This is a genomic window from Pseudomonas sp. MWU13-2517 (assembly GCF_023242545.1).
GTDB lineage: Bacteria > Pseudomonadota > Gammaproteobacteria > Pseudomonadales > Pseudomonadaceae > Aquipseudomonas.
This window is the reverse complement of the sequence record NZ_JALMFA010000006.1, coordinates 175,941-202,063: the sequence shown is the minus strand read 5'-3', so window position 1 is coordinate 202,063 and position 26,123 is coordinate 175,941. Positions and strand designations below refer to the sequence as shown.

The 26,123-nt window shown below is 59.0% G+C and carries 22 protein-coding genes; 19 read left to right on the top strand and 3 right to left on the bottom strand.

Features of this window, described 5'->3' with window-relative positions:
- Nucleotides 1-65 precede the first annotated feature (65 nt).
- The 17 genes from mnmE to glmS all read left to right on the top strand — a co-directional run bounded on the left by mnmE (nucleotide 66) and on the right by glmS (nucleotide 17,802).
- Nucleotides 66-1,436: a tRNA uridine-5-carboxymethylaminomethyl(34) synthesis GTPase MnmE gene (mnmE, locus tag M5B97_RS10900; RefSeq protein ID WP_123716663.1), complete on the top strand. Its 1,371-nt coding sequence runs from the start codon at nucleotides 66-68 to the stop codon at nucleotides 1,434-1,436.
- A 562-nt stretch (nucleotides 1,437-1,998) separates the two neighbouring features.
- Nucleotides 1,999-3,891: a tRNA uridine-5-carboxymethylaminomethyl(34) synthesis enzyme MnmG gene (gene mnmG / locus M5B97_RS10895; RefSeq protein WP_105696012.1), complete on the top strand. Its 1,893-nt coding sequence runs from the start codon at nucleotides 1,999-2,001 to the stop codon at nucleotides 3,889-3,891.
- On the top strand, nucleotides 3,888-4,532 hold the full coding sequence (rsmG, locus tag M5B97_RS10890) for a 16S rRNA (guanine(527)-N(7))-methyltransferase RsmG (RefSeq protein WP_123716662.1): 645 nt from the start codon (nucleotides 3,888-3,890) through the stop codon (nucleotides 4,530-4,532). The genes mnmG and rsmG overlap by 4 nt, the downstream gene beginning before the upstream one ends.
- An 18-nt stretch (nucleotides 4,533-4,550) precedes the next feature.
- Nucleotides 4,551-5,348 carry a ParA family protein gene (locus tag M5B97_RS10885; protein ID WP_123716661.1) on the top strand — a complete coding sequence of 266 codons (798 nt, stop codon included), beginning with the start codon at nucleotides 4,551-4,553 and terminating at the stop codon, nucleotides 5,346-5,348.
- 9 nt (nucleotides 5,349-5,357) lie between these two features.
- Nucleotides 5,358-6,230 carry a ParB/RepB/Spo0J family partition protein gene (locus M5B97_RS10880; protein ID WP_005792604.1) on the top strand — a complete coding sequence of 291 codons (873 nt, stop codon included), beginning with the start codon at nucleotides 5,358-5,360 and terminating at the stop codon, nucleotides 6,228-6,230.
- A 148-nt stretch (nucleotides 6,231-6,378) separates the two neighbouring features.
- Entirely contained in the window at nucleotides 6,379-6,786 is a 408-nt protein-coding gene (locus M5B97_RS10875) for a F0F1 ATP synthase subunit I (RefSeq protein ID WP_060756574.1), read from the top strand.
- Nucleotides 6,787-6,802: 16 nt separating this feature from the next.
- Nucleotides 6,803-7,672, top strand: coding sequence for a F0F1 ATP synthase subunit A (gene atpB, locus M5B97_RS10870; RefSeq protein WP_024078254.1), 870 nt, complete (start codon nucleotides 6,803-6,805; stop codon nucleotides 7,670-7,672).
- Nucleotides 7,673-7,805: 133 nt separating this feature from the next.
- Nucleotides 7,806-8,063: a F0F1 ATP synthase subunit C gene (atpE, locus tag M5B97_RS10865; protein WP_002555987.1), complete on the top strand. Its 258-nt coding sequence runs from the start codon at nucleotides 7,806-7,808 to the stop codon at nucleotides 8,061-8,063.
- Between the two features lie 55 nt (nucleotides 8,064-8,118).
- On the top strand, nucleotides 8,119-8,589 hold the full coding sequence (locus M5B97_RS10860; protein ID WP_060756576.1) for a F0F1 ATP synthase subunit B: 471 nt from the start codon (nucleotides 8,119-8,121) through the stop codon (nucleotides 8,587-8,589).
- A gap of 12 nt (nucleotides 8,590-8,601) precedes the next feature.
- A complete protein-coding gene (locus M5B97_RS10855) occupies nucleotides 8,602-9,138 on the top strand; it encodes a F0F1 ATP synthase subunit delta (protein ID WP_010207689.1) in 537 nt (178 codons plus the stop codon).
- A gap of 21 nt (nucleotides 9,139-9,159) precedes the next feature.
- Nucleotides 9,160-10,704, top strand: coding sequence for a F0F1 ATP synthase subunit alpha (gene atpA / locus M5B97_RS10850; RefSeq protein ID WP_010207686.1), 1,545 nt, complete (start codon nucleotides 9,160-9,162; stop codon nucleotides 10,702-10,704).
- A 50-nt stretch (nucleotides 10,705-10,754) separates the two neighbouring features.
- Entirely contained in the window at nucleotides 10,755-11,615 is an 861-nt protein-coding gene (gene atpG, locus M5B97_RS10845) for a F0F1 ATP synthase subunit gamma (protein ID WP_010207685.1), read from the top strand.
- A 27-nt stretch (nucleotides 11,616-11,642) separates the two neighbouring features.
- Nucleotides 11,643-13,019, top strand: a complete 1,377-nt coding sequence (gene atpD / locus M5B97_RS10840; RefSeq protein WP_010207684.1) for a F0F1 ATP synthase subunit beta — start codon at nucleotides 11,643-11,645, stop codon at nucleotides 13,017-13,019.
- A 44-nt stretch (nucleotides 13,020-13,063) separates the two neighbouring features.
- A complete protein-coding gene (locus M5B97_RS10835; protein ID WP_003177061.1) occupies nucleotides 13,064-13,480 on the top strand; it encodes a F0F1 ATP synthase subunit epsilon in 417 nt (138 codons plus the stop codon).
- Between the two features lie 123 nt (nucleotides 13,481-13,603).
- The gene (glmU, locus tag M5B97_RS10830) at nucleotides 13,604-14,971 is read left to right on the top strand and encodes a bifunctional UDP-N-acetylglucosamine diphosphorylase/glucosamine-1-phosphate N-acetyltransferase GlmU (RefSeq protein ID WP_248731465.1); all 1,368 of its coding nucleotides are present in this window, start codon (nucleotides 13,604-13,606) and stop codon (nucleotides 14,969-14,971) included.
- Nucleotides 14,972-15,188: 217 nt separating this feature from the next.
- On the top strand, nucleotides 15,189-15,959 hold the full coding sequence (locus M5B97_RS10825) for a DeoR family transcriptional regulator (protein ID WP_177421594.1): 771 nt from the start codon (nucleotides 15,189-15,191) through the stop codon (nucleotides 15,957-15,959).
- Nucleotides 15,960-15,969: 10 nt separating this feature from the next.
- On the top strand, nucleotides 15,970-17,802 hold the full coding sequence (gene glmS, locus M5B97_RS10820) for a glutamine--fructose-6-phosphate transaminase (isomerizing) (protein WP_134661120.1): 1,833 nt from the start codon (nucleotides 15,970-15,972) through the stop codon (nucleotides 17,800-17,802).
- Between the two features lie 170 nt (nucleotides 17,803-17,972).
- Here glmS and fabF read toward each other — a convergent pair whose 3' ends face one another.
- The 3 genes from fabF to M5B97_RS10805 are packed head-to-tail and all read right to left on the bottom strand — an operon-like array spanning nucleotide 17,973 to nucleotide 23,498.
- The gene (gene fabF / locus M5B97_RS10815) at nucleotides 17,973-19,259 is read right to left on the bottom strand and encodes a beta-ketoacyl-ACP synthase II (protein ID WP_248731464.1); all 1,287 of its coding nucleotides are present in this window, start codon (nucleotides 19,257-19,259) and stop codon (nucleotides 17,973-17,975) included.
- A gap of 52 nt (nucleotides 19,260-19,311) precedes the next feature.
- Entirely contained in the window at nucleotides 19,312-22,392 is a 3,081-nt protein-coding gene (locus tag M5B97_RS10810) for an efflux RND transporter permease subunit (RefSeq protein WP_248731463.1), read from the bottom strand.
- Nucleotides 22,389-23,498 carry an efflux RND transporter periplasmic adaptor subunit gene (locus M5B97_RS10805; RefSeq protein WP_123716655.1) on the bottom strand — a complete coding sequence of 370 codons (1,110 nt, stop codon included), beginning with the start codon at nucleotides 23,496-23,498 and terminating at the stop codon, nucleotides 22,389-22,391. Before M5B97_RS10805 ends, M5B97_RS10810 begins: the two co-directional genes overlap by 4 nt.
- A 218-nt stretch (nucleotides 23,499-23,716) precedes the next feature.
- On the opposite strand from M5B97_RS10805, the gene M5B97_RS10800 reads away from it, so the two are divergent.
- Both M5B97_RS10800 and M5B97_RS10795 read left to right on the top strand, forming a co-directional pair.
- Nucleotides 23,717-25,177, top strand: coding sequence for an efflux transporter outer membrane subunit (locus M5B97_RS10800; protein ID WP_248731462.1), 1,461 nt, complete (start codon nucleotides 23,717-23,719; stop codon nucleotides 25,175-25,177).
- 82 nt (nucleotides 25,178-25,259) lie between these two features.
- Nucleotides 25,260-26,054: an SDR family oxidoreductase gene (locus tag M5B97_RS10795; protein ID WP_248731461.1), complete on the top strand. Its 795-nt coding sequence runs from the start codon at nucleotides 25,260-25,262 to the stop codon at nucleotides 26,052-26,054.
- Nucleotides 26,055-26,123: the final 69 nt, after the last annotated feature.

The window sequence follows — 26,123 nt, the reverse complement described above, 5'->3', positions numbered from 1 at the left end:
TAACCACTCAAGACGCCCCCTAGTGGGGCGTTTTGCTTTCCGTCACTTTTGTTCTGGAACCTGATATGAGCGCTCCTCGTGAAACCATCGCTGCCGTCGCTACCGCTCAAGGTCGCGGCGGTGTCGGTATCGTTCGAATTTCCGGGCCGCTTGCGGGTGTCGCGGCGCGAGCCATCAGTGGTCGAGAGCTGAAGCCGCGTTTTGCTCATTACGGGCCGTTTCTGGATGCAGATGAAGGTGTACTGGATGAGGGTTTGGCGCTGTATTTCCCAGGGCCGAATTCCTTTACCGGTGAAGATGTCCTGGAATTGCAGGGTCATGGTGGCCCAGTCGTACTGGATATGTTGCTGCAGCGTTGCTTGCAATTGGGTTGCCGCCTGGCACGGCCAGGGGAATTCAGTGAACGGGCATTCCTCAATGACAAGCTCGACCTGGCTCAGGCCGAAGCCATTGCTGATTTGATCGAGGCGAGTTCCGCACAGGCAGCGCGCAATGCGCTGCGCTCCCTTCAAGGGGCATTTTCCCTGCGTGTGCATAACCTGACCGAGCAACTGATCAGCCTGCGTATCTACGTCGAGGCGGCGATTGATTTTCCAGAAGAGGAAATCGACTTCCTCGCCGATGGCCACGTATTGGCAATGCTGGATAAAGTCCGTGATGAATTATCCACAGTATTGCGTGAAGCCGGGCAGGGTGCCTTGCTACGTGACGGGATGACTGTGGTGATTGCCGGCCGACCCAACGCTGGCAAGTCGAGCCTGCTCAACGCCCTCTCAGGACGTGAAGCGGCGATCGTTACCGAGATCGCCGGTACCACGCGGGATATCTTGCGTGAACATATCCACATCGACGGGATGCCGTTGCATGTGGTCGATACTGCTGGCCTGCGCGATACCGATGACCAGGTCGAACGAATCGGTGTGGAAAGGGCGCTTAAGGCCATCGGCGAAGCGGATCGGGTATTGCTGGTGGTGGATGCGACGGCGCCGGAAGCGGTGGACCCATTTGCCTTATGGCCGGAGTTTCTTGAGCAACGGCCGGACCCGGCGAAAGTGACCTTGATTCGCAACAAGGCCGATCTGACGGGGGAAACCATTGCCATGCAAACCAGTGAGGATGGGCATGTCACCATTAGCCTGAGTGCGAAGTCGGCTGGCGAAGGGGTGGACCTGCTACGTAACCACCTCAAGGCCTGCATGGGCTATGAGCAGACCTCGGAAAGCAGCTTCAGTGCGCGACGCAGGCACCTGGAGGCGCTTCGTCATGCCAGCGCGGCGTTAGAGCACGGTAGGGCCCAGCTGACCTTGGCCGGAGCTGGTGAGCTGCTGGCCGAGGACTTGCGCCAGGCACAACAGCTTTTAGGTGAAATCACCGGCGCATTCAGCTCCGATGATCTGCTGGGCCGGATCTTTTCCAGCTTCTGCATCGGTAAATAGACCCTCTTTGTTCACAGACAGGCCGTTCGTGCCTGTCTGTTCTTCTCGGTTCAACCCGGTTCAACCCACTCCCGCGAATTTATGGCGTGATCACCAAGGCATTGGAGGCATTTGTGTTGCCGAAATTTGCCTGGCCTTACGGATTTCTGCGGATTAAGGCCTGTGAATAACCGCGCCTGTGCCCAGTTGATAACACCTCCTCAAACCTGAGTAAAACTCCCTCTGTGGATAACCACTGCTTTAATCCACAGGCTTAAAGCAGTTATCCAAGGGCCTCATTGGCACATGACCACAGGGTTTTGAATCTTTGTACACCACGCAAATAAAGGCCTTTAGAGTGTTATCCACAGAAAGCATGCTCAGTAGAAATAAACATAAAAACAAAGAATTAATAAATTTCTCTCTTTTAATTTCTATTATCTTCGATTCATCCACAGCTGGTTAAATTTTGTGCAAAGGGTTCTTTAGGAACGGCTAAGTCCCTATACTTGCCGCCAAAGCTCTAAAACCAGCTCAACCAATCAATTCCTAATTACCTACATAAGCAGGCACGAGGTGCGTGGTGGATTTCCCTTCCCGTTTTGAAGTGATCGTCATCGGCGGCGGTCATGCCGGTACCGAGGCAGCACTGGCGTCAGCACGCATGGGTGTGAAAACCCTGTTGTTGACGCATAACGTGGAAACCCTCGGTGCAATGAGTTGCAACCCCGCCATTGGTGGGATCGGCAAAAGCCATCTGGTCAAGGAAATCGACGCCCTTGGCGGCGTGATGGCCATGGCAACTGACAAGGGTGGTATTCAATTTCGCGTGCTGAACAGCCGCAAAGGCCCGGCCGTGCGTGCTACTCGGGCCCAAGCCGACCGCATCCTGTACAAGGCGGCGGTACGTGAAACCCTGGAAAACCAACCGAACCTGTGGATATTTCAACAGGCGGCAGATGACCTGATCGTCGAACAGGACCAGGTGCGCGGTGTTGTCACTCAAATGGGCCTGCGTTTCTTCGCAGAATCTGTGGTGCTGACCACCGGCACGTTCCTCGGCGGACTTATCCACATTGGGATGCAAAACTATTCCGGTGGTCGCGCTGGTGATCCGCCCTCGATCGCCCTGGCAAAACGCTTGCGTGAATTGCCGCTGCGTGTAGGCCGCCTGAAAACCGGAACCCCGCCACGTATCGATGGGCGTTCAGTGGATTTTTCGGTGATGACCGAACAGGCCGGTGATACGCCAATCCCGGTGATGTCATTCATGGGGTCCAAAGAGCAGCACCCGAAACAGGTCAGTTGCTGGATTACCCACACCAATGCCCGCACTCACGAAATCATTGCCGCGAACCTCGACCGTTCGCCGATGTATTCCGGAGTAATCGAAGGTATCGGCCCGCGCTATTGCCCATCGATTGAAGACAAGATCCACCGCTTTGCCGACAAGGAAAGCCACCAGGTCTTTATCGAACCGGAAGGGTTGACCACTCACGAGCTGTACCCGAACGGGATTTCCACTTCGCTGCCGTTCGACGTGCAAATCCAGATCGTGCAGTCGATTCGCGGTATGGAAAACGCGCACATCGTGCGCCCGGGCTACGCCATCGAGTACGACTACTTCGATCCGCGTGACCTCAAGTACAGCCTGGAAACCAAAGTAATCGGCGGCTTGTTCTTCGCCGGACAAATCAACGGTACCACCGGCTACGAAGAAGCCGGCGCCCAAGGTTTGTTGGCCGGGACCAACGCAGCACTGCGTGCACAGGGCAAAGACAGCTGGTGCCCGCGTCGTGATGAAGCATACATCGGTGTATTGGTCGATGACCTGATTACCCTGGGTACCCAGGAACCCTACCGGATGTTCACATCCCGGGCGGAATATCGCTTGATCCTGCGCGAAGACAACGCCGACCTGCGCCTGACCGAAAAAGGTCGCGAGCTGGGTCTGGTCGACGATGTGCGCTGGGCAGCATTCTGCAAAAAACGCGAGAGCATCGCGTTGGAAGAGCAGCGCTTGAAAAGTACCTGGGTCCGCCCGGGCACCGAGCAAGGCGATGCGATTGCGGAAAAATTCGGCACGCCGCTGACCCACGAGTACAACTTGCTGAATCTGCTGTCCCGTCCGGAAATCGACTACGCTGGCTTGGTCGAAGTAACAGGGCAGGGTGCAGAAGATCCACAGGTGGCCGAGCAGGTCGAAATCAAGACCAAATACGCCGGTTATATTGATCGCCAACAGGACGAAATCGCTCGCTTACGTGCCAGTGAAGACACCAAGCTGCCTGTGGATATCGATTACACCGGGATTTCCGGCCTGTCGAAAGAAATTCAAAGCAAGCTGGGGATAACGCGTCCGGAAACACTGGGCCAGGCTTCACGTATTCCCGGCGTCACCCCGGCAGCGATTTCGCTGTTGATGATTCACTTGAAAAAACGCGGCGCGGGCCGTCAGTTGGAGCAAAGCGCTTGAGTTCGTTGGTCACCTCGCAACACGCCGAAGAGTTATCCACAGGTGCGCGCCAGTTGGGCGTCGACTTGACTGCAACCCAGCAGGAATTGCTGCTCGGCTACCTGGCCTTGTTGATCAAATGGAACAAGGCGTACAACCTGACGGCAGTGCGCGACCCCGACGAAATGGTGTCGCGCCATTTGCTCGACAGCTTGAGCGTCATGCCGTTTATCGAAAACGGTCGCTGGCTTGACGTGGGCAGTGGTGGCGGCATGCCCGGCATTCCACTGGCGATCCTGTTTCCCGAGTCGCAAGTGACCTGCCTGGACAGCAATGGCAAGAAGACTCGCTTCCTGACGCAGGTCAAACTCGAACTCAAGCTGGACAACCTGCAAGTTATCCACAGTCGTGTGGAAGCCTTCACGCCTGCACAGCCTTTTAACGGAATTGTTTCCCGGGCGTTCAGCAGCATGGAGAACTTCAGCAACTGGACTCGCCACTTGGGCGACCGCGATACCCGCTGGCTGGCAATGAAGGGCGTTCATCCAAGCGACGAGCTGTTAGCATTGCCGGCAGACTTCCACCTCGATAGCGAACACGCCTTGACCGTACCCGGTTGCCAAGGCCAACGCCATCTGCTGATACTGCGCCGCACGGCATGATTGGGAACACAAGCAAGAATGGCTAAGGTATTCGCGATAGCGAACCAGAAAGGTGGCGTGGGCAAAACCACCACCTGCATCAACCTCGCAGCATCCCTGGTCGCTACCAAGCGTCGGGTGCTGTTGATCGACCTTGATCCTCAGGGCAACGCCACCATGGGCAGCGGTGTGGATAAACATGGCCTGGAAAACTCGGTCTACGACTTGCTGATAGGCGAGTGCGACTTGGGCCAGGCCATGCACTTTTCCGAACACGGCGGTTATCAACTGCTGCCGGCCAACCGCGATTTGACTGCGGCGGAAGTGGTGCTGTTGGAAATGCAGATGAAAGAAAGCCGTCTGCGCAGCGCCCTGGCGCCGATCCGCGAAAACTACGATTACATCTTGATCGACTGCCCGCCGTCGCTGTCGATGTTGACACTGAACGCGTTGGTGGCTGCCGACGGGGTGATTATCCCCATGCAGTGCGAATATTACGCACTGGAAGGGTTGAGCGACCTTGTGGATAACATCAAGCGCATCGCCGAGTTGTTGAACCCGAACCTGCAGATCGAAGGTCTGCTGCGTACGATGTTCGACCCGCGCCTGAGCCTGATGAACGATGTGTCGGCGCAGCTCAAGGAACACTTCGGCGATCAGTTGTACGACACCGTGATTCCACGCAACATCCGTTTGGCCGAAGCGCCAAGCTATGGCATGCCGGCGCTGGCATACGACAAGTCGTCGCGTGGTGCCATTGCCTACCTGGCGCTGGCCGGCGAGATGGTTCGCCGTCAGCGCCGCAACTCACGTACCGCTGCAGCTCAGCCAACTTAAGGAATCCCCATGGCCGTCAAGAAACGAGGTCTCGGACGTGGACTGGATGCACTGTTGAGTGGTCCGACCGTCACATCGCTTGAAGAACAAGCGGTGCAGGCCGACGAGCGCGAGTTGCAACACCTGCCGCTGGATCTGATCCAGCGTGGCAAATACCAGCCACGCCGGGACATGGACCCCCAGGCGCTGGAAGAACTGGCCAACTCGATCAAGGCCCAGGGCGTGATGCAGCCGATCGTGGTGCGCCCGATCGGCGCGGGTCGTTTTGAGATCATCGCCGGTGAACGTCGCTGGCGCGCCAGCCAGCAGGCCGGCAAGGACACCATCCCGGCCATGGTGCGCGATGTGCCGGATGAAACCGCTATCGCCATGGCGTTGATCGAAAACATCCAGCGTGAAGACCTCAACCCGATCGAAGAAGCGATCGCCTTGCAGCGCTTGCAGCAGGAGTTCCAGCTGACCCAGCAACAGGTCGCCGAGGCTGTGGGTAAATCCCGCGTCACTGTGTCCAACTTGCTGCGCCTGATTGCGTTGCCGGAAGTCATCAAAACCATGTTGTCCCATGGCGACCTTGAGATGGGTCACGCCCGTGCCTTGCTCGGATTGCCGGAAAATCAACAGGTTGAAGGGGCGCGACACGTTGTCGCACGGGGCCTTACCGTTCGTCAGACTGAGGCCCTGGTTCGCCAATGGCTCAGCGGCAAACCTGCACCGGTGGAAACCGCCAAACCTGATCCGGATATTGCGCGCCTTGAGCAGCGACTCGCCGAGCGGCTGGGCTCGGCGGTGCAAATTCGCCATGGCAAGAAGGGTAAGGGGCAGTTGGTCATCGGATATAACTCCCTCGATGAACTTCAGGGCGTCCTTGCCCACATCCGCTGAAACATTTGCTTATGTAGCGCGCGATCGGAAAACACTACCCGACAGTTGAATAGGGGCAGAACCGCCCCTATACTCTGCGCGCATTTTGTCGGCACAAATTATGCCAAGTTATTGATTTCCGGCAGCCGGCCATTGAGGAGCAAGAGTGATGGAAACCCGCACGCCAAACACGTTGCCGTTCCATCGCTTGGCTGTTTTTCCGGTTTTATTGGCTCAATTTGTCATTTTGCTGATCGCCGCATTGGCGCTTTGGTACTGGCATGGAGTCGTAGCCGGATATTCAGGACTCTGCGGAGGCCTGATAGCCTTGCTGCCCAATATGTATTTTGCTCACAGGGCCTTTCGGTTTTCCGGCGCCCGAGCAGCCCAGGCTATCGTCCGGTCTTTTTACGCCGGTGAAGCAGGGAAACTGATTTTGACGGCAGTGCTGTTCGCACTGACCTTTGCAGGTGTGAAGCCATTGGCGCCGCTGGCTGTATTCGGCGCCTTCGTGTTGACCCAACTGGTCAGCTGGTTCGCTCCCCTGCTAATGAAAACAAGACTTTCGAAACCTTAGGGCGTTTGAGGCACACATGGCAGAAACAACCGCTTCGGGCTATATCCAGCACCACTTGCAGAACCTGACTTTCGGTCAGCTTCCCAACGGCGGCTGGGGCTTCGCCCACACCGCAGCTGAAGCCAAGGAAATGGGCTTCTGGGCTTTCCACCTGGATACTCTGGGTTGGTCGGTCGCACTGGGCCTGATCTTTGTCCTGATTTTCCGCATGGCGGCAAAGAAGGCGACTTCCGGTCAGCCAGGTGCTTTGCAGAACTTCGTTGAAGTATTGGTCGAATTCGTCGATGGCAGCGTGAAAGACAGCTTCCATGGCCGTAGCCCGGTGATTGCACCGTTGGCGCTGACCATCTTCGTCTGGGTGTTCCTGATGAACGCCGTCGACCTGGTACCGGTCGACTGGATTCCTCAGCTGGCCATCCTGATCTCCGGCGATCACCACATTCCGTTCCGTGCGGTTTCCACCACCGACCCTAACGCGACCCTGGGCATGGCCCTGTCGGTATTTGCGTTGATCATCTTCTACAGCATCAAGGTCAAGGGCATCGGCGGCTTCATCGGCGAACTCACCCTGCACCCGTTCGGCAGCAAGAACATTTTCGTTCAAGCCCTGCTGATCCCGGTGAACTTCCTGCTGGAATTCGTGACCCTGGTCGCCAAGCCTATCTCCCTGGCCCTGCGACTGTTCGGCAACATGTATGCCGGCGAGCTGGTGTTCATTCTGATCGCTGTGATGTTCGGCAGTGGTCTGCTCTGGCTTAGCGGCCTGGGCGTGGTCCTGCAGTGGGCGTGGGCTGTGTTCCACATCCTGATCATCACCCTGCAGGCCTTCATCTTCATGATGCTGACCATCGTCTACTTGTCGATGGCGCACGAAGAGAACCATTAAGACCGGTCTCGACTAGTCTGATGTCCTTCCCGGTAACGCGGGAAGGTGGCCCTACCGGGCTATGAAACGATTTGTTTTACCGCTTTAAAATCTAAAAAACCTAAACCATACGACGTAAAAGTCGGGAGGAAAGATGGAAACTGTAGTTGGTCTAACCGCTATCGCTGTTGCACTGTTGATCGGCCTGGGCGCTCTGGGTACTGCCATTGGTTTCGGCCTGCTGGGCGGCAAATTCCTGGAAGGCGCAGCGCGTCAGCCAGAAATGGTTCCAATGCTGCAAGTTAAAATGTTCATCGTCGCCGGCCTGCTCGACGCCGTGACCATGATCGGCGTTGGTATCGCTCTGTTCTTCACCTTCGCGAACCCTTTCGTTGGTCAACTCGCTGGCTAATCACTCGATTTTCGAGTGATTAGGGTGATGGACAACGAATGAGCGAGGTGTTGGCGTGAACATTAATGCAACCCTGATTGGCCAATCCGTTGCGTTCTTCATTTTTGTAGTGTTTTGCATGAAGTTCGTGTGGCCTCCGGTCATCGCGGCTTTGCACGAACGTCAGAAGAAGATCGCGGACGGTTTGGACGCTGCCACCCGTGCAGCTCGCGACCTGGAGTTGGCCCAAGAGAAAGCGGGTCATCAACTGCGCGAAGCTAAAGCACAGGCAGCCGAGATCATTGAGCAAGCCAAGAAACGCGGTAACCAGATCGTCGAAGAGGCTGTTGAAAAAGCCCGCGTCGAAGCTGACCGTGTAAAGGCTTCGGCTCATGCCGAGATCGAACAGGAACTGAACGGCGTCAAAGACGCGCTGCGTGCCCAACTGGGTGCTCTGGCGGTCGGCGGTGCTGAGAAGATCCTCGGTGCCACAATCGATCAAAACGCGCACGCGGAGCTGGTTAACAAACTGGCTGCTGAAATTTAAGCGAGGGCGATCATGGCAGAATTGACCACGTTGGCCCGACCTTACGCTAAGGCAGCCTTCGAGCACGCCCAGGCCCACCAGCAACTGGCCTCTTGGTCAGCCATGCTCGGCCTGGCTGCAGCAGTGTCGCAAGACGACACCATGCAGCGCGTGCTCAAGGCCCCGCGCCTGACGAGCGCAGACAAGGCCGCCACTTTTATCGAAGTGTGCGGCGACAAGTTTGATGTGAAAGTGCAGAACTTCATTCACGTCGTTGCCGAAAACGACCGTCTCCTGCTTCTGCCGGAGATTGCCGCTCTGTTCGACCTGTACAAGGCCGAGCAAGAGAAGTCGGTAGACGTTGAAGTAACCAGTGCTTTTGCATTGAACCAAGAACAGCAAGACAAACTCGCCAAGGTTCTCAGTGCACGACTCGACCGGGAAGTGCGCCTGCAAGTTGCGGAAGACAAGTCCCTCATTGGGGGCATTGTCATTCGCGCCGGCGACCTGGTTATCGATGGCTCGATTCGCGGCAAACTCGCGAATCTTGCCGAAGCATTGAAATCTTGAGTTTGAAGGGGCAGCAGAGCAATGCAGCAACTCAATCCTTCCGAAATAAGTGAAATTATCAAGGGCCGCATCGACAAGCTCGATGTGACCTCCCAAGCCCGTAACGAAGGCACTGTCGTCAGCGTATCTGACGGTATCGTGCGGATTCACGGTCTGGCCGACGTTATGTCCGGCGAGATGATCGAGTTTCCGGGCGGCGTCTTCGGTATGGCCCTCAACCTGGAGCAGGACTCCGTAGGTGCCGTTATCCTGGGCGCATACCAGTCTCTGGCTGAAGGCATGAGCGCCAAGTGCACTGGCCGCATCCTGGAGGTTCCGGTTGGTAAGGAACTGCTGGGTCGCGTAGTCGACGCACTGGGTAACCCTGTTGACGGCAAAGGTCCTCTGGGCAACACCGAGACCGACGCGGTCGAGAAAGTTGCTCCAGGCGTGATCTGGCGTAAGTCGGTAGACCAGCCTGTACAGACTGGCTACAAGGCTGTCGATGCCATGATCCCTGTCGGCCGTGGCCAGCGTGAGCTGATCATCGGCGACCGTCAGATCGGTAAAACCGCTCTGGCCATCGACGCGATCATCAACCAGAAAGACAGCGGCATTTTCTGTGTCTACGTAGCCATTGGTCAGAAGCAATCGACCATCGCCAACGTGGTTCGCAAGCTGGAAGAAAACGGCGCACTGAAAAACACGATCATCGTGGCTGCCAGTGCTTCGGAATCTCCTGCGCTGCAATACCTGGCACCGTACGCCGGTTGCACCATGGGTGAATTCTTCCGCGACCGCGGTGAAGACGCGTTGATCGTTTATGACGATCTGTCCAAGCAAGCAGTGGCTTACCGCCAGATTTCCCTGCTGCTGCGCCGTCCACCAGGCCGTGAAGCTTACCCAGGCGACGTGTTCTATCTCCACTCCCGTCTGCTGGAGCGCGCATCCCGCGTTTCGGAAGAGTACGTAGAGAAGTTCACCAACGGCGCAGTGACCGGCAAAACCGGTTCCCTGACCGCACTGCCGATCATCGAAACCCAGGCTGGCGACGTTTCCGCGTTCGTTCCGACCAACGTGATTTCCATCACCGACGGTCAGATCTTCCTGGAATCGGCCATGTTCAACTCGGGCATCCGCCCTGCAGTGAACGCCGGTGTTTCGGTATCCCGTGTGGGTGGTGCCGCTCAGACCAAGATCATCAAGAAGCTCTCCGGTGGTATCCGTACCGCTCTGGCTCAGTACCGTGAACTGGCGGCATTCGCCCAGTTCGCTTCTGACCTGGACGAAGCGACCCGTAAGCAACTTGAGCATGGTCAGCGCGTTACCGAGCTGATGAAGCAGAAGCAATACGCCCCTATGTCGATCGCTGACATGGCGTTGTCGCTGTATGCCGCTGAGCGTGGGTTCCTGACTGACGTCGAAATCGCCAAGGTCGGCAGCTTTGAACAAGCGCTGATTGCTTACTTCAACCGCGATCACGCCGACTTGTTGGCCAAGATCAACGTGAAGGGTGACTTCAATGACGAAATCGACGCTGGCCTGAAAGCCGGTATCGAGAAGTTCAAGGCCACCCAAACCTGGTAAGCCGCAGCGGGAGCCGCAAGGCTCCCGCTTGCTAACCTGATAGGTGTTACATGGCAGGCGCAAAAGAGATTCGCAGTAAGATTGCGAGCATCAAAAGCACGCAAAAGATTACCAGCGCCATGGAAAAAGTGGCGGTCAGCAAAATGCGCAAGGCACAAATGCGCATGGCTGCTAGCCGTCCTTATGCGGAGCGTATCCGCCAGGTAATTGGGCATCTGGCCAACGCCAACCCGGAATACCGCCACCCATTCATGATCGACCGCGAAGTCAAGCGTGTGGGTTATGTGGTTGTGAGCAGTGACCGTGGTTTGTGTGGTGGTCTGAATACCAACCTGTTCAAGGCCCTGGTCAAGGACATGGCGGTAAACCGCGAAAAAGGCGTCGAGATCGATCTGTGTGTTGTTGGTAGCAAGGGTGCGGCCTTTTTCCGCAACTTCGGCGGTAACGTCGTTGCAGCTATCAGCCACCTGGGTGAAGAGCCGTCGATCAATGATTTGATCGGCAGTGTGAAGGTGATGCTGGATGCGTACCTGGAAGGCCGGATTGACCGTCTCTCCGTGGTATCCAACAAGTTCATCAACACCATGACCCAGCAGCCAACCGTGGAGCAATTGATTCCACTGGTGGCGACCCCGGATCAGGAACTCAAGCACCACTGGGACTACCTCTACGAACCGGACGCCAAAGAGCTGCTTGACGGCTTGATGGTGCGCTACGTGGAGTCGCAGGTGTACCAGGCGGTGGTCGAGAACAACGCAGCTGAACAAGCGGCGCGGATGATCGCGATGAAAAACGCTACCGATAACGCCGGTGATCTGATCAGCGATTTGCAGCTGATCTACAACAAGGCGCGTCAGGCTGCGATCACCCAAGAGATCTCGGAAATCGTCGGCGGCGCTGCCGCGGTTTAACGGTTCAAATATTCAGAGGATCCAGCTATGAGTAGCGGACGTATCGTTCAAATCATCGGCGCCGTTATCGACGTGGAATTTCCACGCGACAGCGTACCGAGCATCTACAACGCGCTGAAAGTACAAGGCGCGGACACTACTCTGGAAGTCCAGCAGCAGCTGGGCGACGGCGTAGTTCGTACCATTGCGATGGGTTCCACCGAAGGCTTGAAGCGCGGTCTGGACGTTGTCGACTCTGGCGCAGCCATCTCCGTACCGGTCGGTAAAGCGACTCTGGGCCGGATCATGGACGTACTGGGCAACCCGATCGACGAAGCTGGCCCAATCGACACCGAAGAGCGCTGGGGCATTCACCGTCCGGCACCTTCGTTCGCCGAACAAGCTGGTGGCAACGATCTGCTGGAAACCGGCATCAAGGTTATCGACCTGGTTTGCCCGTTCGCCAAAGGCGGTAAAGTTGGTCTGTTCGGTGGTGCCGGTGTAGGCAAGACCGTAAACATGATGGAACTGATCCGTAACATCGCCATCGAGCACAGCGGTTATTCCGTGTTCGCAGGTGTGGGTGAGCGTACTCGTGAGGGTAACGACTTCTACCACGAGATGAAGGATTCCAACGTTCTGGACAAAGTGGCACTGGTTTACGGTCAGATGAACGAGCCGCCGGGAAACCGTCTGCGCGTAGCACTGACCGGCCTGACCATGGCCGAGAAGTTCCGTGACGAAGGTAACGACGTACTGTTGTTCGTCGACAACATCTACCGTTACACCTTGGCCGGTACTGAAGTATCCGCACTGCTGGGCCGTATGCCTTCGGCAGTAGGTTACCAGCCGACCCTGGCCGAAGAGATGGGCGTTCTGCAAGAACGTATCACTTCGACCAAAGAAGGTTCGATCACCTCGATCCAAGCGGTATACGTACCTGCGGATGACTTGACCGACCCGTCGCCTGCGACCACCTTCGCCCACTTGGACGCCACCGTCGTTCTGTCCCGTGACATCGCTTCCCTGGGTATCTACCCAGCGGTCGATCCACTCGACTCGACTTCGCGCCAACTGGACCCGAACGTGATCGGCCAGGAGCACTACGACACCGCTCGCGGCGTTCAGTACGTGCTGCAGCGTTACAAAGAACTGAAGGACATCATTGCGATCCTGGGTATGGACGAGCTGTCGGAAGCCGACAAGCAGTTGGTAAACCGTGCTCGTAAGATCCAGCGTTTCTTGTCGCAGCCGTTCTTCGTGGCTGAAGTCTTCACCGGTGCTTCGGGTAAATACGTTTCCCTGAAAGACACCATTGCTGGCTTCAAAGGCATCCTCAACGGTGACTACGACCACCTGCCAGAACAAGCGTTCTACATGGTCGGCGGCATCGAAGAAGCGATCGAGAAAGCCAAGAAACTGTAATCCAGGCGCCCGGAAACGGGCGCTCATCAGGTTGAGGCAATCAGATGGCTATGACAGTCCATTGCGATATCGTCAGCGCGGAAGGGGAAATCTTCTCCGGTCTGGTAGAGATGGTGATTGCACACGGCGAACTCGGTGACCTTGGTATTGCCATGGGTCACGCGCCGTTGATCACCAGCTTGAAGCCAGGTCCGATCACTCTGACCAAGCAAGGCGGGGAAAAAGAGGTGTTCTACATCTCCGGTGGTTTCCTCGAGGTTCAGCCGAACATGGTCAAGGTACTTGCCGACACTGTGCAACGTGCTGGCGACCTGGATGAAGCCTCCGCTCAGGAAGCCGTCAAGGCTGCCGAGAAGGCCCTGAATGAAAAGGGTGCGGACTTCGACTACAGCGCTGCTGCTGTACGTCTGGCCGAGGCTGCAGCTCAGCTGCGCACGCTCCAGCAGATCCGCAAGAAGTAAACGGCCGTGCCGTCATGCTTCATGCGCGATTGATTAAAAAGGGTAGCCTCGGCTACCCTTTTTCTTTTTTTGCAAAACACTTCTTTGGTCTGAACTCGGACCGCCCAGGATTGGTAGCCATTCATGTCTCTTGAAATCGTCATTCTCGCCGCAGGCCAGGGTACTCGCATGCGTTCGGCCCTGCCCAAGGTGTTGCACCCGGTCGCGGGCAACTCCATGCTCGGTCATGTTATCCACAGCGCTCGGCAACTCGATCCACAGCGAATTCACGTAGTGATCGGCCACGGCGCCGATGTGGTACGTGAAAGTCTTGCCGCGGATGACCTGAATTTCGTCATGCAGGACAAGCAACTGGGCACCGGCCACGCCACAGCACAAGCGGTGCCGTTCATCAGTGCCGACACGGTGTTGATCCTTTATGGCGATGTACCGCTGATCGAAGTGGAAACTCTGCAACGCCTGCTCAAGCACGTGGTGCCTGGCCAGATGGGCCTGCTGACCGTGGAGTTGGATGACCCTACCGGCTACGGGCGCATCGTGCGTGATGCCGACGGCAAGGTTGCGGCCATTGTCGAGCACAAAGACGCCAGCGAAGCCCAGCGCGCGATCACCGAAGGCAACACCGGCATTCTCGCAGTGCCCGCCAATAAGCTGGCCGACTGGATGGGCCGCCTGTCCAACAACAACGCCCAGGGCGAGTACTACCTTACCGACGTGATCGAAATGGCCGTGAGCGATGGCCTGTTGGTCGCTACCGAGCAACCCCACGACCCGATGGAAGTGCAGGGCGCCAATGACCGCAAACAGCTGGCTGAGCTGGAGCGTCATTACCAACTGCGCGAAGCTCGCCGGCTGATGGCCCAAGGCGTGACCCTGCGCGACCCAGCGCGCTTCGACGTGCGTGGTGAAGTCACCGTGGGCCGTGACGTGCTGATCGATATCAATGTGATCCTGGAAGGCCGCGTGATTATCGAGGACGACGTGGTGATTGGCCCTAATTGCGTGATCAAAGACAGCACGCTGCGCAAAGGTGCGGTGATCAAGGCCAATAGTCATATCGACGGTGCCGTGATGGGCGAGGGTAGTGACGCGGGTCCATTTGCGCGGCTGCGTCCGGGGACCGTGATGGGCGCCAGGGCACACGTTGGCAATTTCGTTGAGCTGAAAAACGCGAAAATGGGTGACGACGCCAAGGCCGGCCACCTGGCCTATCTCGGTGACGCGGTGATTGGTGCCCGCAGCAACATTGGTGCCGGTGCTATTACCTGCAACTACGACGGCGCCAATAAGTACCAGACAACCATTGGTGAAGACGTTTTTATCGGCTCCAATAACTCGCTGATTGCCCCCGTTTCCATCGGCGATGGTTCGAACACGGCAGCGGGTTCAACCATTAACCAGGATGTGGATAAGTCCCAACTCGCTGTCGCCCGTGCGCGCCAACGCAACATCGACGGTTGGAAACGCCCGGTCAAAATCAAGAAGACTTGAGTTACCCACAACCGCAGTGCAGCTAATCACCACGCGGAAGGAGCTTGCTCTCGATGACGGCGCGTCAGTCCACACCTATGTTGACTGATCCTCCGCCACCAGGAACAAGCCCCCTTTTTCATATTCGCTGCATGCTGATTTAGAAAATGACGCTTGACGATCTTTCGACAATAGGTTTTGATTGCCTTCGTTATCTTTCGAAACGAAACTTAAAGCAATCATGTCGAAACGAAATACCCCTCAACGACGCCACAACATCCTGACTTTGCTCAATGAACAGGGCGAAGTCAGTGTGGACGTGTTGGCCAGGCATTTCGAAACGTCGGAAGTGACTATCCGCAAGGACCTGGCCGCCCTCGAAAGTAACGGCCTGTTACTGCGGCGGTATGGGGGCGCAATCACCATGCCCCAGGAGCTGGTCGGTGACGCGGCTCAACCCGTCTCGGCCTACAAGCGCGCTATCGCCCGGGCGGCCGTGATGCGCTTGCGTGAACACGCACGCATCATCATCGACAGCGGCAGTACCACCGCCGCGATGATTCCCGAGCTGGGCCATCAACCCGGCCTGGTGGTCATGACCAACTCCCTCAATGTCGCACGTGCCTTGAGCGAGCTGGAACATGAGCCGGTGCTGTTGATGACCGGTGGTACCTGGGACCCACATTCAGATTCGTTCCAGGGCCAGGTCGCCGAGCAAGTGCTGCGTTCCTACGACTTTGACCAATTGTTCATCGGTGCCGACGGCATCGACCTGGAACGTGGCACCACGACCTTCAACGAATTATTGGGCCTGAGCCGCGTTATGGCCGAGGTCGCCCGTGAAGTAGTGGTAATGGTCGAATCCGACAAGATCGGCCGCAAGATTCCCAACCTGGAACTGCCCTGGAGCAGTGTCCATACCCTTATTACCGATGATCGCCTGCCGCCTGAGGCCCGCGACCAGATCCAAGCCCGCGGCATTACGCTGATATGCGCGGCAGTCATCTAGGAGAAACACCATGTGTGGAATTGTTGGCGCAGTCGCTGAACGTAACGTTACCGCCATCCTGATCGAAGGCCTCAAGCGCCTCGAATACCGCGGCTATGACAGTGCCGGTGTGGCGGTTTTCACCAACGCCGGCAAGCTGGAGCGCATGCGTCGCCCCGGCAAGGTCAGCGAGCTGGACCAGGCGTTGGCCGGCGAGCCGCTGGTGGGCCGCCTGGGCATTGCGCACACCCGGTGGGCAACTCACGGTGCGCCGTGTGAACGCAACGCTCACCCGCATTTCTCCGGTGACCTGGCCGTTGTGCACAACGGCATCATCGAGAACCACGAAGTGCTGCGCGAACAGCTCAAGGGTCTGGGTTACGTGTTCACATCGGACACCGACACCGAAGTCATCGCCCACTTGCTGAACCACAAACTCAAGGACCACAGCGACCTGACCACTGCCCTCAAGGCCACGGTCAAGGAACTGCACGGTGCCTATGGCCTGGCCGTCATCAGCGCCAGCCAGCCTGACCGTGTGGTTGCCGCCCGTAGTGGCAGCCCACTGGTGATCGGCCTGGGCTTGGGTGAGAACTTCCTGGCTTCCGACCAACTGGCACTGCGCCAGGTCACCGATCGCTTCATGTACCTGGAAGAAGGCGATATCGCCGACATTCGCCGTGAAAGCGTGCAGATCTGGGATATCGACGGTCAATCTGTCGAGCGCGAAGCCGTGCAATATCGCGATGGCGCCGAAGCGGCTGACAAGGGCGAATTCCGCCACTTCATGCTCAAGGAAATCCACGAGCAACCGTCCGTGGTGCAACGCACCCTGGAAGGTCGCCTGAGCCAGAACCAGGTATTGGTCAATGCATTCGGCCCGCAGGCCACCGAGCTGTTCGCCAAAGTGCGCAATGTGCAGATCGTTGCCTGTGGCACCAGTTACCACGCCGGCATGGTTGCCCGCTACTGGCTGGAAGAACTGGCCGGCATCCCGTGCCAGGTCGAAGTGGCCAGTGAATTCCGCTACCGCAAGGTGGTGGTGCAACCCGACACCCTGTTCGTGACCATCTCCCAGTCCGGCGAAACCGCTGACACGTTGGCCGCCCTGCGTAATGCCAAGGAGCTGGGGTTCCTCGGAAGCCTGGCGATCTGCAACGTCAGCATCAGCTCCCTGGTGCGCGAATCCGACCTGACCCTGCTGACTCAGGCCGGGCGTGAAATCGGCGTCGCATCCACTAAAGCCTTCACCACCCAGTTGGTCGCCCTGCTGCTGCTGACCTTGTCCCTGGGCCAAGTGCGCGGCACCCTCGCCGACGGCGTTGAAGCGACCCTGGTTGAAGAGCTGCGCCGCCTGCCAACCCGTCTGGGCGAAGCCCTGGCGATGGATGCCACCGTGGAAAAAGTCGCCGAGCTGTTCGCCGACAAGAACCACACGCTGTTCCTCGGTCGTGGCGCGCAGTACCCAGTGGCGATGGAGGGCTCGCTGAAGCTCAAGGAAATCTCCTATATCCACGCCGAAGCCTACCCGGCCGGTGAGCTGAAGCACGGCCCATTGGCCTTGGTGGATGACGACATGCCAGTCGTTACCGTGGCGCCGAACAACGAACTGCTGGAGAAGCTCAAATCCAACCTGCAGGAAGTACGCGCCCGGGGTGGCCAGTTGATCGTGTTCGCCGACGAGAAAGCCGGCATGACCAACGGTGAAGGCACGCATGTCATCAACATGCCGCACATCCACGACACCCTGTCGCCGATCCTCTACACCATCCCGCTGCAGTTGCTGTCGTACTACGTGGCCGTGCTCAAAGGCACCGACGTTGACCAGCCGCGCAACCTGGCGAAGTCGGTGACTGTGGAGTAATTGGCTGCACGAGAATGAGGGTTGGTTCAGAGAATTAACCCTGTCGCGGGAGCCGGTGAGATCAGTCGAACCAGCTCCTGCTACACCAACCTGGCTCATCAGGCCGCGTATTGCATGCCGGCAGCTTCGCCTACAGCCCTGGATTCAGGGAATCGCATCAACTGTTCAGGTCATTGTTCCCAACGCCGGAACAGCACACTGGCATTGACCCCACCAAACCCGAACCCATTCGACAGCGCATGGGTTATTGGCATCTTGCGGGCCTTCAGCCCGACCAGATCCAGCCCCTCAGACCCCTCATCCGGATGAAGCAGGTTCAAGGTAGGTGGCACGACCTGATCACGCAGGGCCAGCACCGTGAAGATGGCTTCGACGCCGCCGGCTGCGCCCAGCAAGTGTCCGGTAGCGGACTTGGTCGAAGTGATTGCCACGCCGGCATCACGCCCGAACACTGCGCGAATCGCCGCCAACTCCCCGCTGTCACCCACCGGGGTGGAGGTCGCATGGGCGTTGATGTGTTGCACTTCGGCCGGGCTGACTCCGGCCTGGCGCAGCGCCTGTTCCATGGCGCGCCGGGCGCCGTTGCCGTCTTCGGGTCCGGCTGTCAGGTGATAGGCATCGGCGCTGGTGCCATAGCCGACCAGTTCCGCCAAAGGCTTGGCTCCCCGCGACAGTGCGTGCTCCAGCGACTCGATCACCAGCAACCCCGCGCCTTCGGCCATGACGAAGCCATCGCGATCACGATCAAAGGGGCGCGAAGCTTCCTGAGGGCGTTCGGCAAAACCGGTGGAAAGCGCTCTGGCCGCTGCGAAGCAGCCCAGGGTCACGCGATCGATTGCGGCCTCGGTGCCACCGCAAACGGCAATGTCCGCCTCGCCGCTCCTGATCATTCGCGCCGCATCGCCGATGGCCTGCACGCCGGCGGCGCAAGCGGTGACCGGCGCGCCGAGCGGGCCTTTAAGGCCATGGCGGATGGAAACATGCCCCGCCGCCATATTGGCGAGAAACGCTGGAGCCGAGAACGGCGACAAGCGACGTGGTCCGCGCGAGTCGGTAGTGCGTATGGCGTCGGCAATGGCGCCAAAACCGCCGACTCCCGATGAAATGATCGTGGCGGTCCGCTCCTGGTCTGCGGTTTCAGACGGATGCCAGCCAGCCTGCTCCAGGGCCTCATGGGCGGCCACCAGGGCGAATTCGATGAAGCGATCCATCTTCTTGCGATCCTTGGGCGCGATAAAACGCTCCGGGTCGTAGCCGGCAATAGCATCCTCTTCCAGGTTCGGTACCTGGCCGCCTACCGCAACACCCGTACCTTCAGTGAACTCGCCGGGCAGGTTGCGAATGCCGGAACGCCCGTCCAGCAGCCGACGCCAGACCTCCTCGACGCCACAGCCCAAGGGGCCGACGATACCCACGCCGGTGACTACGATGCGCGTTTTACCTGTTGGAGTACTCATAAAACCTCTTCATTTGCGTAGATGCCCGCTGCAACGGCAAGTGATCAATCGCTTATGCCAGCTTTACTGTTTCAGTTTGAACGGGCTTGGCCGCATGGATCTTGAACCAGATGGAATACATTGCCGGCAGGAACACCAGGGTCATGATGGTGCCGACGAATGTGCCGCCGATCAGGGTGTAGGCCAGCGTCCCCCAGAAGACGGAATGGGTCAGCGGGATAAACGCCAGGATCGCCGCCATCGCCGTCAGCAGCACCGGCCGGGCTCTTTGCACCGTGGCTTCGATGACCGAGTGGAACGGGTCCAGGCCTTCCTGGGCATTTTGGTGAATCTGCCCGATCAGGATCAGCGTGTTACGCATCAGGATCCCCGACAACGCGATCAAGCCGACCAAGGCATTGATGCCAAACGGCTGATGGAAAATCAGCAGCGTCGGCACCACGCCAATCAACCCCAGTGGCGCGGTCAAAAACACCATGATCATGGCCGAGATCGATCGCACCTGGACGATGATGATCAGCAGCGTCAGGGCAATCATGATGGGTACCAGCGGCACGATGGCCTGGCCGGCCTTGCCGGACTCCTCGATGGCCCCTGCCTGCTCGATCCGATAGCCATCGGGCAGCGTGTCGATGATCGGTTGCAACTGCTTGATAATGGCAGTCGACACATCCGGTGGTTGCAGGCCTTCGGCAATGTCGCCGCGCACGGTAATGGTCGGGGTACGGTCACGGCGGCGCAGGATCGGATCCTCCATGCGTACGTCCACTTCGCCGACCTGGGACAACGGAATCCGCTGCCCCGCAGCGCCCACCAGGGTAAAGCCTTCGATCCGGGCCGGATCAAGGCGGATATCCCCGGCGGCGCGTCCCACTACCTGCACCAAACGGATGTCTTCGCGAACGGCCGTTATCGGCACCCCGGCCAGCAGGAATTGCAGCTGCTGGGCGACTGCGCTGGACGTCAGGCCGACCGCCTGCAAGCGATCCTGATCCAGGTTGAAATGCAGCGTCGGCGTCAGCGGGCCCCAATCGGTGTTGACGGTCCTCATCATCGGGCTGGCTTGCATCACGTCCTGAACGCGACTTGCGATCTCCCGCAGTTTCGACGCGTCAGGCCCCATCACGCGGTAGGCCACCGGGAATGGCGAATACGGACCGAAGACAATTTGCGTTGCCCTGACCCGTGCCTCTGGGGCGAGCCCTTCGGCAACCGCTTCGCGCAGTCGGAGCTTGAGGGTTTCCCGTGATTCCTGGCTATCTGTCAGTACCACAATCTTGGCGAACGACGGATCCGGCAATTCAGGGGCGATCGCCAGGAAGAAGCGTGGCGCACCCTGGCCGATGTAGGCCGTGACGATTTTGCTTTCCGCCTGTTTTTGCAGCCAGGCCTCGACCTTCGCGGTGGTGGCGTTGGTCTGTTCGATGGAGGTGCCGTAGGGCATCTGCACTTCGATCATCACTTCGGGGCGGTCTGAGGTGGGGAAGAACTGCTTCTTCACCAGGCCCATGCCCAGGATCGCCACGACAAATAACGTGATGACCGTGCCGGCCACGAGCCACTTGCGCGCGATCACTCGCGTCAGGATCCGACGGAAGCGGTTGTAACGCGGCGTATCATAGATTGCCGCATGGCCGCCCTCGACCTTCTTGATGTCCGGCAGCATCTTCACCCCCAGGTAGGGGGTGAACGCCACCGCGACCACCCAGGAGGCGATCAGGGCAATGCCGACGATCCAGAACATGTTGCTGGTGTACTCGCCGGCAGTGGACTGGGCGAAGCCGTTGGGCATGAAGCCAATTGCCGTCACCAGCGTACCGGACAACATCGGTGCAGCCGTGTGACTCCAGGCGTAGGCAGAAGCCTTGATCCGGTCGTAACCTTCCTCCATCTTCACCACCATCATTTCGATCGCGATGATGGCGTCGTCCACCAGCAGCCCGAGGGCCAGGATCAGCGAGCCCAGGGTGATCCGGTCAAAATTCTTGCCGGTGGCCGCCATCACCACGAACACGATGGCCAGGGTCAAGGGGACAGCCGCCGCGACGACGATCCCCACGTGCCAGCCCATGCTGATAAAGCAAACCACCATCACTACGAGCAAGGCGACGAAGAACTTGATCATGAACTCGTCGACCGCCGAGTTGATGTTCACCGCCTGATCCGTCACCTTGGTCAACGTCATGCCCAGTGGCATGCCTGCATTGATCTTGCTGGTCTCTGCATCAAGCGCCTTGCCCAAATCCAGGCCGTTCCAGCCTTCGCTCATGATCACGCCCAGCAACAGCGCTTCTTCGCCATTGTTGCGCACCAGGAAAGTCGCCGGGTCTTCATAACCGCGCTCAACCGTCGCCACGTCCGAAAGCTTCAAGGTGCGCCCTTGGATCGCCAGCGGTGTATCGCGGATTTTCTCCAGTTTGTCGAAGGCGCCGTCCACCCGCAGGAAAACCTGCGGTCCTTTGGTTTCGATGGAACCGGCAGGTGTGAGGACGTTCTGGCTGTTCAGCGCGGCGAAGATGTCCTGTGGCGAAACACCCAGGGTCGCCAGCCGGTCGTGGGAGAAGGAAATGAAAATACGCTCGGCCTGCTCGCCGATGATGTTGACCTTCTTCACGCCCGCTACGTGCAATAGCCGCTGGCGCAATGCCTCGGCATCACGCACCAGCCGCCGCTGCGGCTCGCCCTTGGCCTTGAGGGCGAAAAGCGCGAACGTCACGTCCGAGTACTCGTCATTGACCAATGGCCCGATCACCCCCGCCGGCAGCTTGGTGGCTTCGTCGTCGAGCTTCTTGCGCGCTTGGTAGAACTCTTCCTGCACCTGTGAAGGCGGCGTGCGGTCCTGCAGCGAGACCATGGTGAAGGCCAGCCCGGGTCGGGTGTAGGTTTCCGAGCGGTCATACCATTTCAATTCTTGCAGGCGCTTTTCCAGCGGTTCGGCGACCTGATCCTGCATCTCCTGCGCCGTCGCGCCCGGCCATGCGGTGATGACGGTCAATTGCTTGACCGTGAACGGCGGATCCTCTGCGCGCCCCAGCTTGAAAAATGCCAGGGTCCCGGCGACCGCGATCAGGAAGATCAAAAACACCGTGATGGAGCGCTCGCGCACAGCGAGTGCCGACAGGTTGAGGCTCATTGGCGACTCCCGGCGACCTTCACATCACCCTGTTCAAGCAGCCTGACCGGCTCGCCTTCGCGCAGCAGATGTGCACCCAGGCCGACAATGCGCTCACCGACGTTGAGTTGGCCTGCCACTCGCGCGGCGTCGTCACTCAAGCCCAGCACGTGGACGGGGCGCCAGCTGACTTTTGCCGGTTCGCCGTCAATGACCCACACGCCGGGACCATTGCCCGGGTCGTAAAGCGCCGCGATCGGCACTTGCATCACCTGCCCTTGGACCGCGCCTTCGGCGATACGCAGTGTAACGGTCGAGCCCAGCGGTGCGTTGGCCACTGCCCCCTCGAGGACATAGCGTGCTTCAAAGGTACGAGTCACGCGGTCAGCAGAGTCCGAAAGCAGCCTGAGCCTGGCGTTGACAGCCCCGGCGGCATTGCCATAAAGCGTTGCCTGCGCGCTGGACCCTGCAGCTGGGCGCAGGGTTTCGGGCAGTTGCACGACGGCTTCGCGCTGCCCGGCTCGCGCCAGTCGGACGACCGGCTGCCCAGGGCTGACGACTTGGCCCGGCTCGGCAAGCGTTTCCATTACTACGCCGTCGGCGTCTGCGAGCAGCACGGCATAGCCGGACGCATTGCGGGCCACATCGGCTTGCGCCTCAGCGGCGCTGAGTTGCGCCTTGGCGGTATCGGCTGCGGCTTTGATCTGATCGTAGCCCGACGCCGAAATCGCCCCGGCGGCCACCAACTCACGGTACCGCGCCTCATCATCTGCGGTCTGTTTGGCGCGGGCGCGGGCGGCCGTGACGGCTTCCTGCTGGGCACGTGCCTGCAATCCGAGATCTATCGGGTCCAGGCGCATCAGCGGCTGGCCCTTTTTAACGGTCTGGCCGGCGTCCACCAGGCGCTCCAACACCTTGCCCGACACGCGAAAACCCAGGTCACTCTGGACCCTGGCCGCCACGACCCCGGTGAAAGAGCGCCCGCCAGTGGACGAATCCTGTACCTGCGCGACCCTTACCAAAGGGGCCAGTGTGCGCGGATCGACGGCGGTGGATGAGTCGCCACACGCCGTAAGGACGAGAGGCAACAGGCAAGCGGCAAGGGTGACAGGTCGGAGCCGGAGCATAGGTTCCCTTTATTGAGCAGAGGACGGGAGTTTATTCTTATGCTTGTGACCAATACTGTCAATCGTCACAAGTTGGCTTATTGCTTTTAACCCACCTGCTTTGTGATCAGCTGTCTGTAAACAGGCAGCTTTAGAGACGTTCGGCTGTTTACTTAACCAATTGACAGGGTGTGACCATAATATAATATGGTCACAAGCATTCATCTGAGGGCACCTCAATGCCACCGCTTCGCCCCCTAGCGTTTTTAGTAAGCGCCAGTTTGTTGGCCAGCTGCGCGGTCGGTCCGGACTACCAGCGCCCCGACGCTGCGCTTTCGCAACGTTTTATGGGCCAGTCCTCTGTCGAACACAGGACGGGCGCATCGCAAGCCAGCCTTACTGCTTGGTGGGTGGGGTTTGGCGACCCGGTACTGACCGACTTCGTCACCCGGTCTCTGGAGCAGAACCTCGACCTGGTGCAGGCGTCGGCACGAGTCGCCCAGGCGCGTGCAGGCCTGGGCGCAGCCAATGCCGCCTTGCTGCCTTCGGGAAACATCAGTGGCCAGGCTGCACGCGCCTATCAGTCCATCGAGACGCCGCTGGGTCAGGTGCTCAATTCAAACCCTGGGTTTGACCGTTATGGAAACGCCTACGAACTGGACCTCGGTGCTAGCTGGGAGCTGGATATCTTTGGCGGCCTGCGGCGCGGACGAGAAGCCGCATTGGCCGAGTACCAGGCCTCCGAGGCTGGTGCTGTGGCAACAAGGCTCGCCGTCGCGGCGCAGACTGCCGATATTTACCTCACGCTGCGTGGCTTGCAGGCCCGGCTGGATATCGCCAATCGCCAGGTCAAGACTCAGCAGGACCTCTTGGAGAAAGTCCGGCTGCTGTACAGCAAAGGCCTCGCCGCCAGCTATCAGGTCCGCCAGACCGAGGGTGCTCTCGCCCAGGTGCAGGCAACGGTGCCGGTGCTGCAGACCGGACTGGATGCCGCCATGAATGCCCTCGACGTGATGCTCGGAACACCGCCAGGCACCCATCGCCAGCAACTGGCCGAGGCTGGCAGCATTCCACTGGCCCCACAAATCACGGAGATGGGAACGCCGGCCGACCTGTTGCGCCGCAGACCTGACTTGATCGTCGCTGAGCGCCGTCTCGCGGCCTCCAGTGCCCGCATTGGTGAGGCAGTCGCAGAGTACTACCCTAAATTTTCCCTGAGCGCCTTGCTGGGTAGCGCCACATCCGTGTCCGCCGGGCATTTGTTCTCCGGCGGCGCCAGCCAGGCATCGGGCGCGCTGGGTCTGCGCTGGAGGTTGTTTGATTTTGGGCGCATCAACGCGCAGATCGATCAGGCCAAGGGGCAGGAAGCCGAGGCCCTGGCCGCCTATCGCCAGTCGGCGTTGCGCGCCACCGAAGATGTCGAGAACGCGCTCTCCGCCCTGGTGAACCGAGAAGCCCAGGCCACTACGCTGACCGCGGGCGAAGCGTCACTGACCGAGGCTCGCCAGTCGTCATTCATCGCCTACCAGAAAGGCGCCGCCAGCCTGATAGACGTCCTCAATGCCGACGAAATGCTGCTCCAGGCTTCCGACGCCCGTGCACAAGCACGCACCGAATCGGCCCGGGCTGCGGTCGCGGCATTCCGGGCGCTCGGCGGCGGTTGGCAAGCGCCCCAGCCACAGTCCGTGGCGAATCGATGATCCGGCATAAACACCAGCCCGCTCGCACTGGGGCACGCACAGTCGCTGTTGTTTTCAGTCATTACAACCGGAGTCCGGCTACATGAAAACGAACCAGAATTCCTGGGTGCTCATTACCGGCGCCTCGAGCGGGTTTGGCGAGGAGTTTGCCCGGCAATACGCCGCGCAGGGAAAATCCCTCGTTCTGGTCGCACGTCGGCTCGACAGGCTCGAAGCGCTGTCGAAAGAACTGCGCGGGCGTTTCGGTATCGAGGTGGTGATCGAGCAAGTCGACCTGTCTTCGATTCCGGCGGTGACCCAGTTGCACAAGCGCTTGGTTCAGCAAGGGATTGCGGTCGATGTGCTTATCAACAATGCCGGGCATGGATTGCAGGGCCCGTTCCTGGACCATGCCATTGACCAGTCCCTGTCAATGATCAACCTGGACATCGCCAGCCTGACCATCATGACTCGCCTATTCGCCGCGGACATGCGCATTCGCCGCCGCGGTCACATACTGCAGGTCGCCAGCCTGCTGTCCTACCAGGGCGTGAAGAATTTCGCGGTCTATTCAGCGGCCAAAGCCTACGTGCTGCGCTTCTCCGAGGCGCTGCACCAGGAGCTCAAGGGCCATGGCGTCGTCGTGACTGCACTGTGCCCGGGTATGTCCGACACGGGATTTGCCCAAAGCGCCAACCAGAAACTCACGCCCGCGCTGAGAATGGTGATGATGCAACCTCAACCCGTGGTTCGCGCAGGTATCCGAGCGCTGCAAGCCGGACGCATGAGTGTCGTACCCGGCTTCGGCAACAAAGTGCTCACGGTGCTGACCTGGGCCACGCCACGCTGGCTTCACCAACGTCTGATGGCGAATGTCATGGGCGCTGAGTTCCAGTGACGAGTACAGCGTTGTCCGCCGGCCCCTGCCACGCTGAGCATTCCGTTGGTGAGCGTGATCTTAGTGATC

Bases quoted from the DNA above. Each gene is read 5' to 3' on its own strand.
- mnmE (WP_123716663.1), top strand. From the start codon at position 66: ATGAGCGCTCCTCGTGAAACCATCGCTGCCGTCGCTACCGCTCAAGGT.
- M5B97_RS10885 (WP_123716661.1), top strand. From the start codon at position 4,551: ATGGCTAAGGTATTCGCGATAGCGAACCAGAAAGGTGGCGTGGGCAAA.
- M5B97_RS10880 (WP_005792604.1), top strand. From the start codon at position 5,358: ATGGCCGTCAAGAAACGAGGTCTCGGACGTGGACTGGATGCACTGTTG.
- M5B97_RS10875 (WP_060756574.1), top strand. From the start codon at position 6,379: ATGGAAACCCGCACGCCAAACACGTTGCCGTTCCATCGCTTGGCTGTT.
- atpB (WP_024078254.1), top strand. From the start codon at position 6,803: ATGGCAGAAACAACCGCTTCGGGCTATATCCAGCACCACTTGCAGAAC.
- atpE (WP_002555987.1), top strand. From the start codon at position 7,806: ATGGAAACTGTAGTTGGTCTAACCGCTATCGCTGTTGCACTGTTGATC.
- M5B97_RS10855 (WP_010207689.1), top strand. From the start codon at position 8,602: ATGGCAGAATTGACCACGTTGGCCCGACCTTACGCTAAGGCAGCCTTC.
- atpA (WP_010207686.1), top strand. From the start codon at position 9,160: ATGCAGCAACTCAATCCTTCCGAAATAAGTGAAATTATCAAGGGCCGC.
- atpG (WP_010207685.1), top strand. From the start codon at position 10,755: ATGGCAGGCGCAAAAGAGATTCGCAGTAAGATTGCGAGCATCAAAAGC.
- atpD (WP_010207684.1), top strand. From the start codon at position 11,643: ATGAGTAGCGGACGTATCGTTCAAATCATCGGCGCCGTTATCGACGTG.
- M5B97_RS10835 (WP_003177061.1), top strand. From the start codon at position 13,064: ATGGCTATGACAGTCCATTGCGATATCGTCAGCGCGGAAGGGGAAATC.
- glmU (WP_248731465.1), top strand. From the start codon at position 13,604: ATGTCTCTTGAAATCGTCATTCTCGCCGCAGGCCAGGGTACTCGCATG.
- glmS (WP_134661120.1), top strand. From the start codon at position 15,970: ATGTGTGGAATTGTTGGCGCAGTCGCTGAACGTAACGTTACCGCCATC.
- fabF (WP_248731464.1), bottom strand. From the start codon at position 19,259: ATGAGTACTCCAACAGGTAAAACGCGCATCGTAGTCACCGGCGTGGGT.
- M5B97_RS10810 (WP_248731463.1), bottom strand. From the start codon at position 22,392: ATGAGCCTCAACCTGTCGGCACTCGCTGTGCGCGAGCGCTCCATCACG.
- M5B97_RS10805 (WP_123716655.1), bottom strand. From the start codon at position 23,498: ATGCTCCGGCTCCGACCTGTCACCCTTGCCGCTTGCCTGTTGCCTCTC.
- M5B97_RS10800 (WP_248731462.1), top strand. From the start codon at position 23,717: ATGCCACCGCTTCGCCCCCTAGCGTTTTTAGTAAGCGCCAGTTTGTTG.
- M5B97_RS10795 (WP_248731461.1), top strand. From the start codon at position 25,260: ATGAAAACGAACCAGAATTCCTGGGTGCTCATTACCGGCGCCTCGAGC.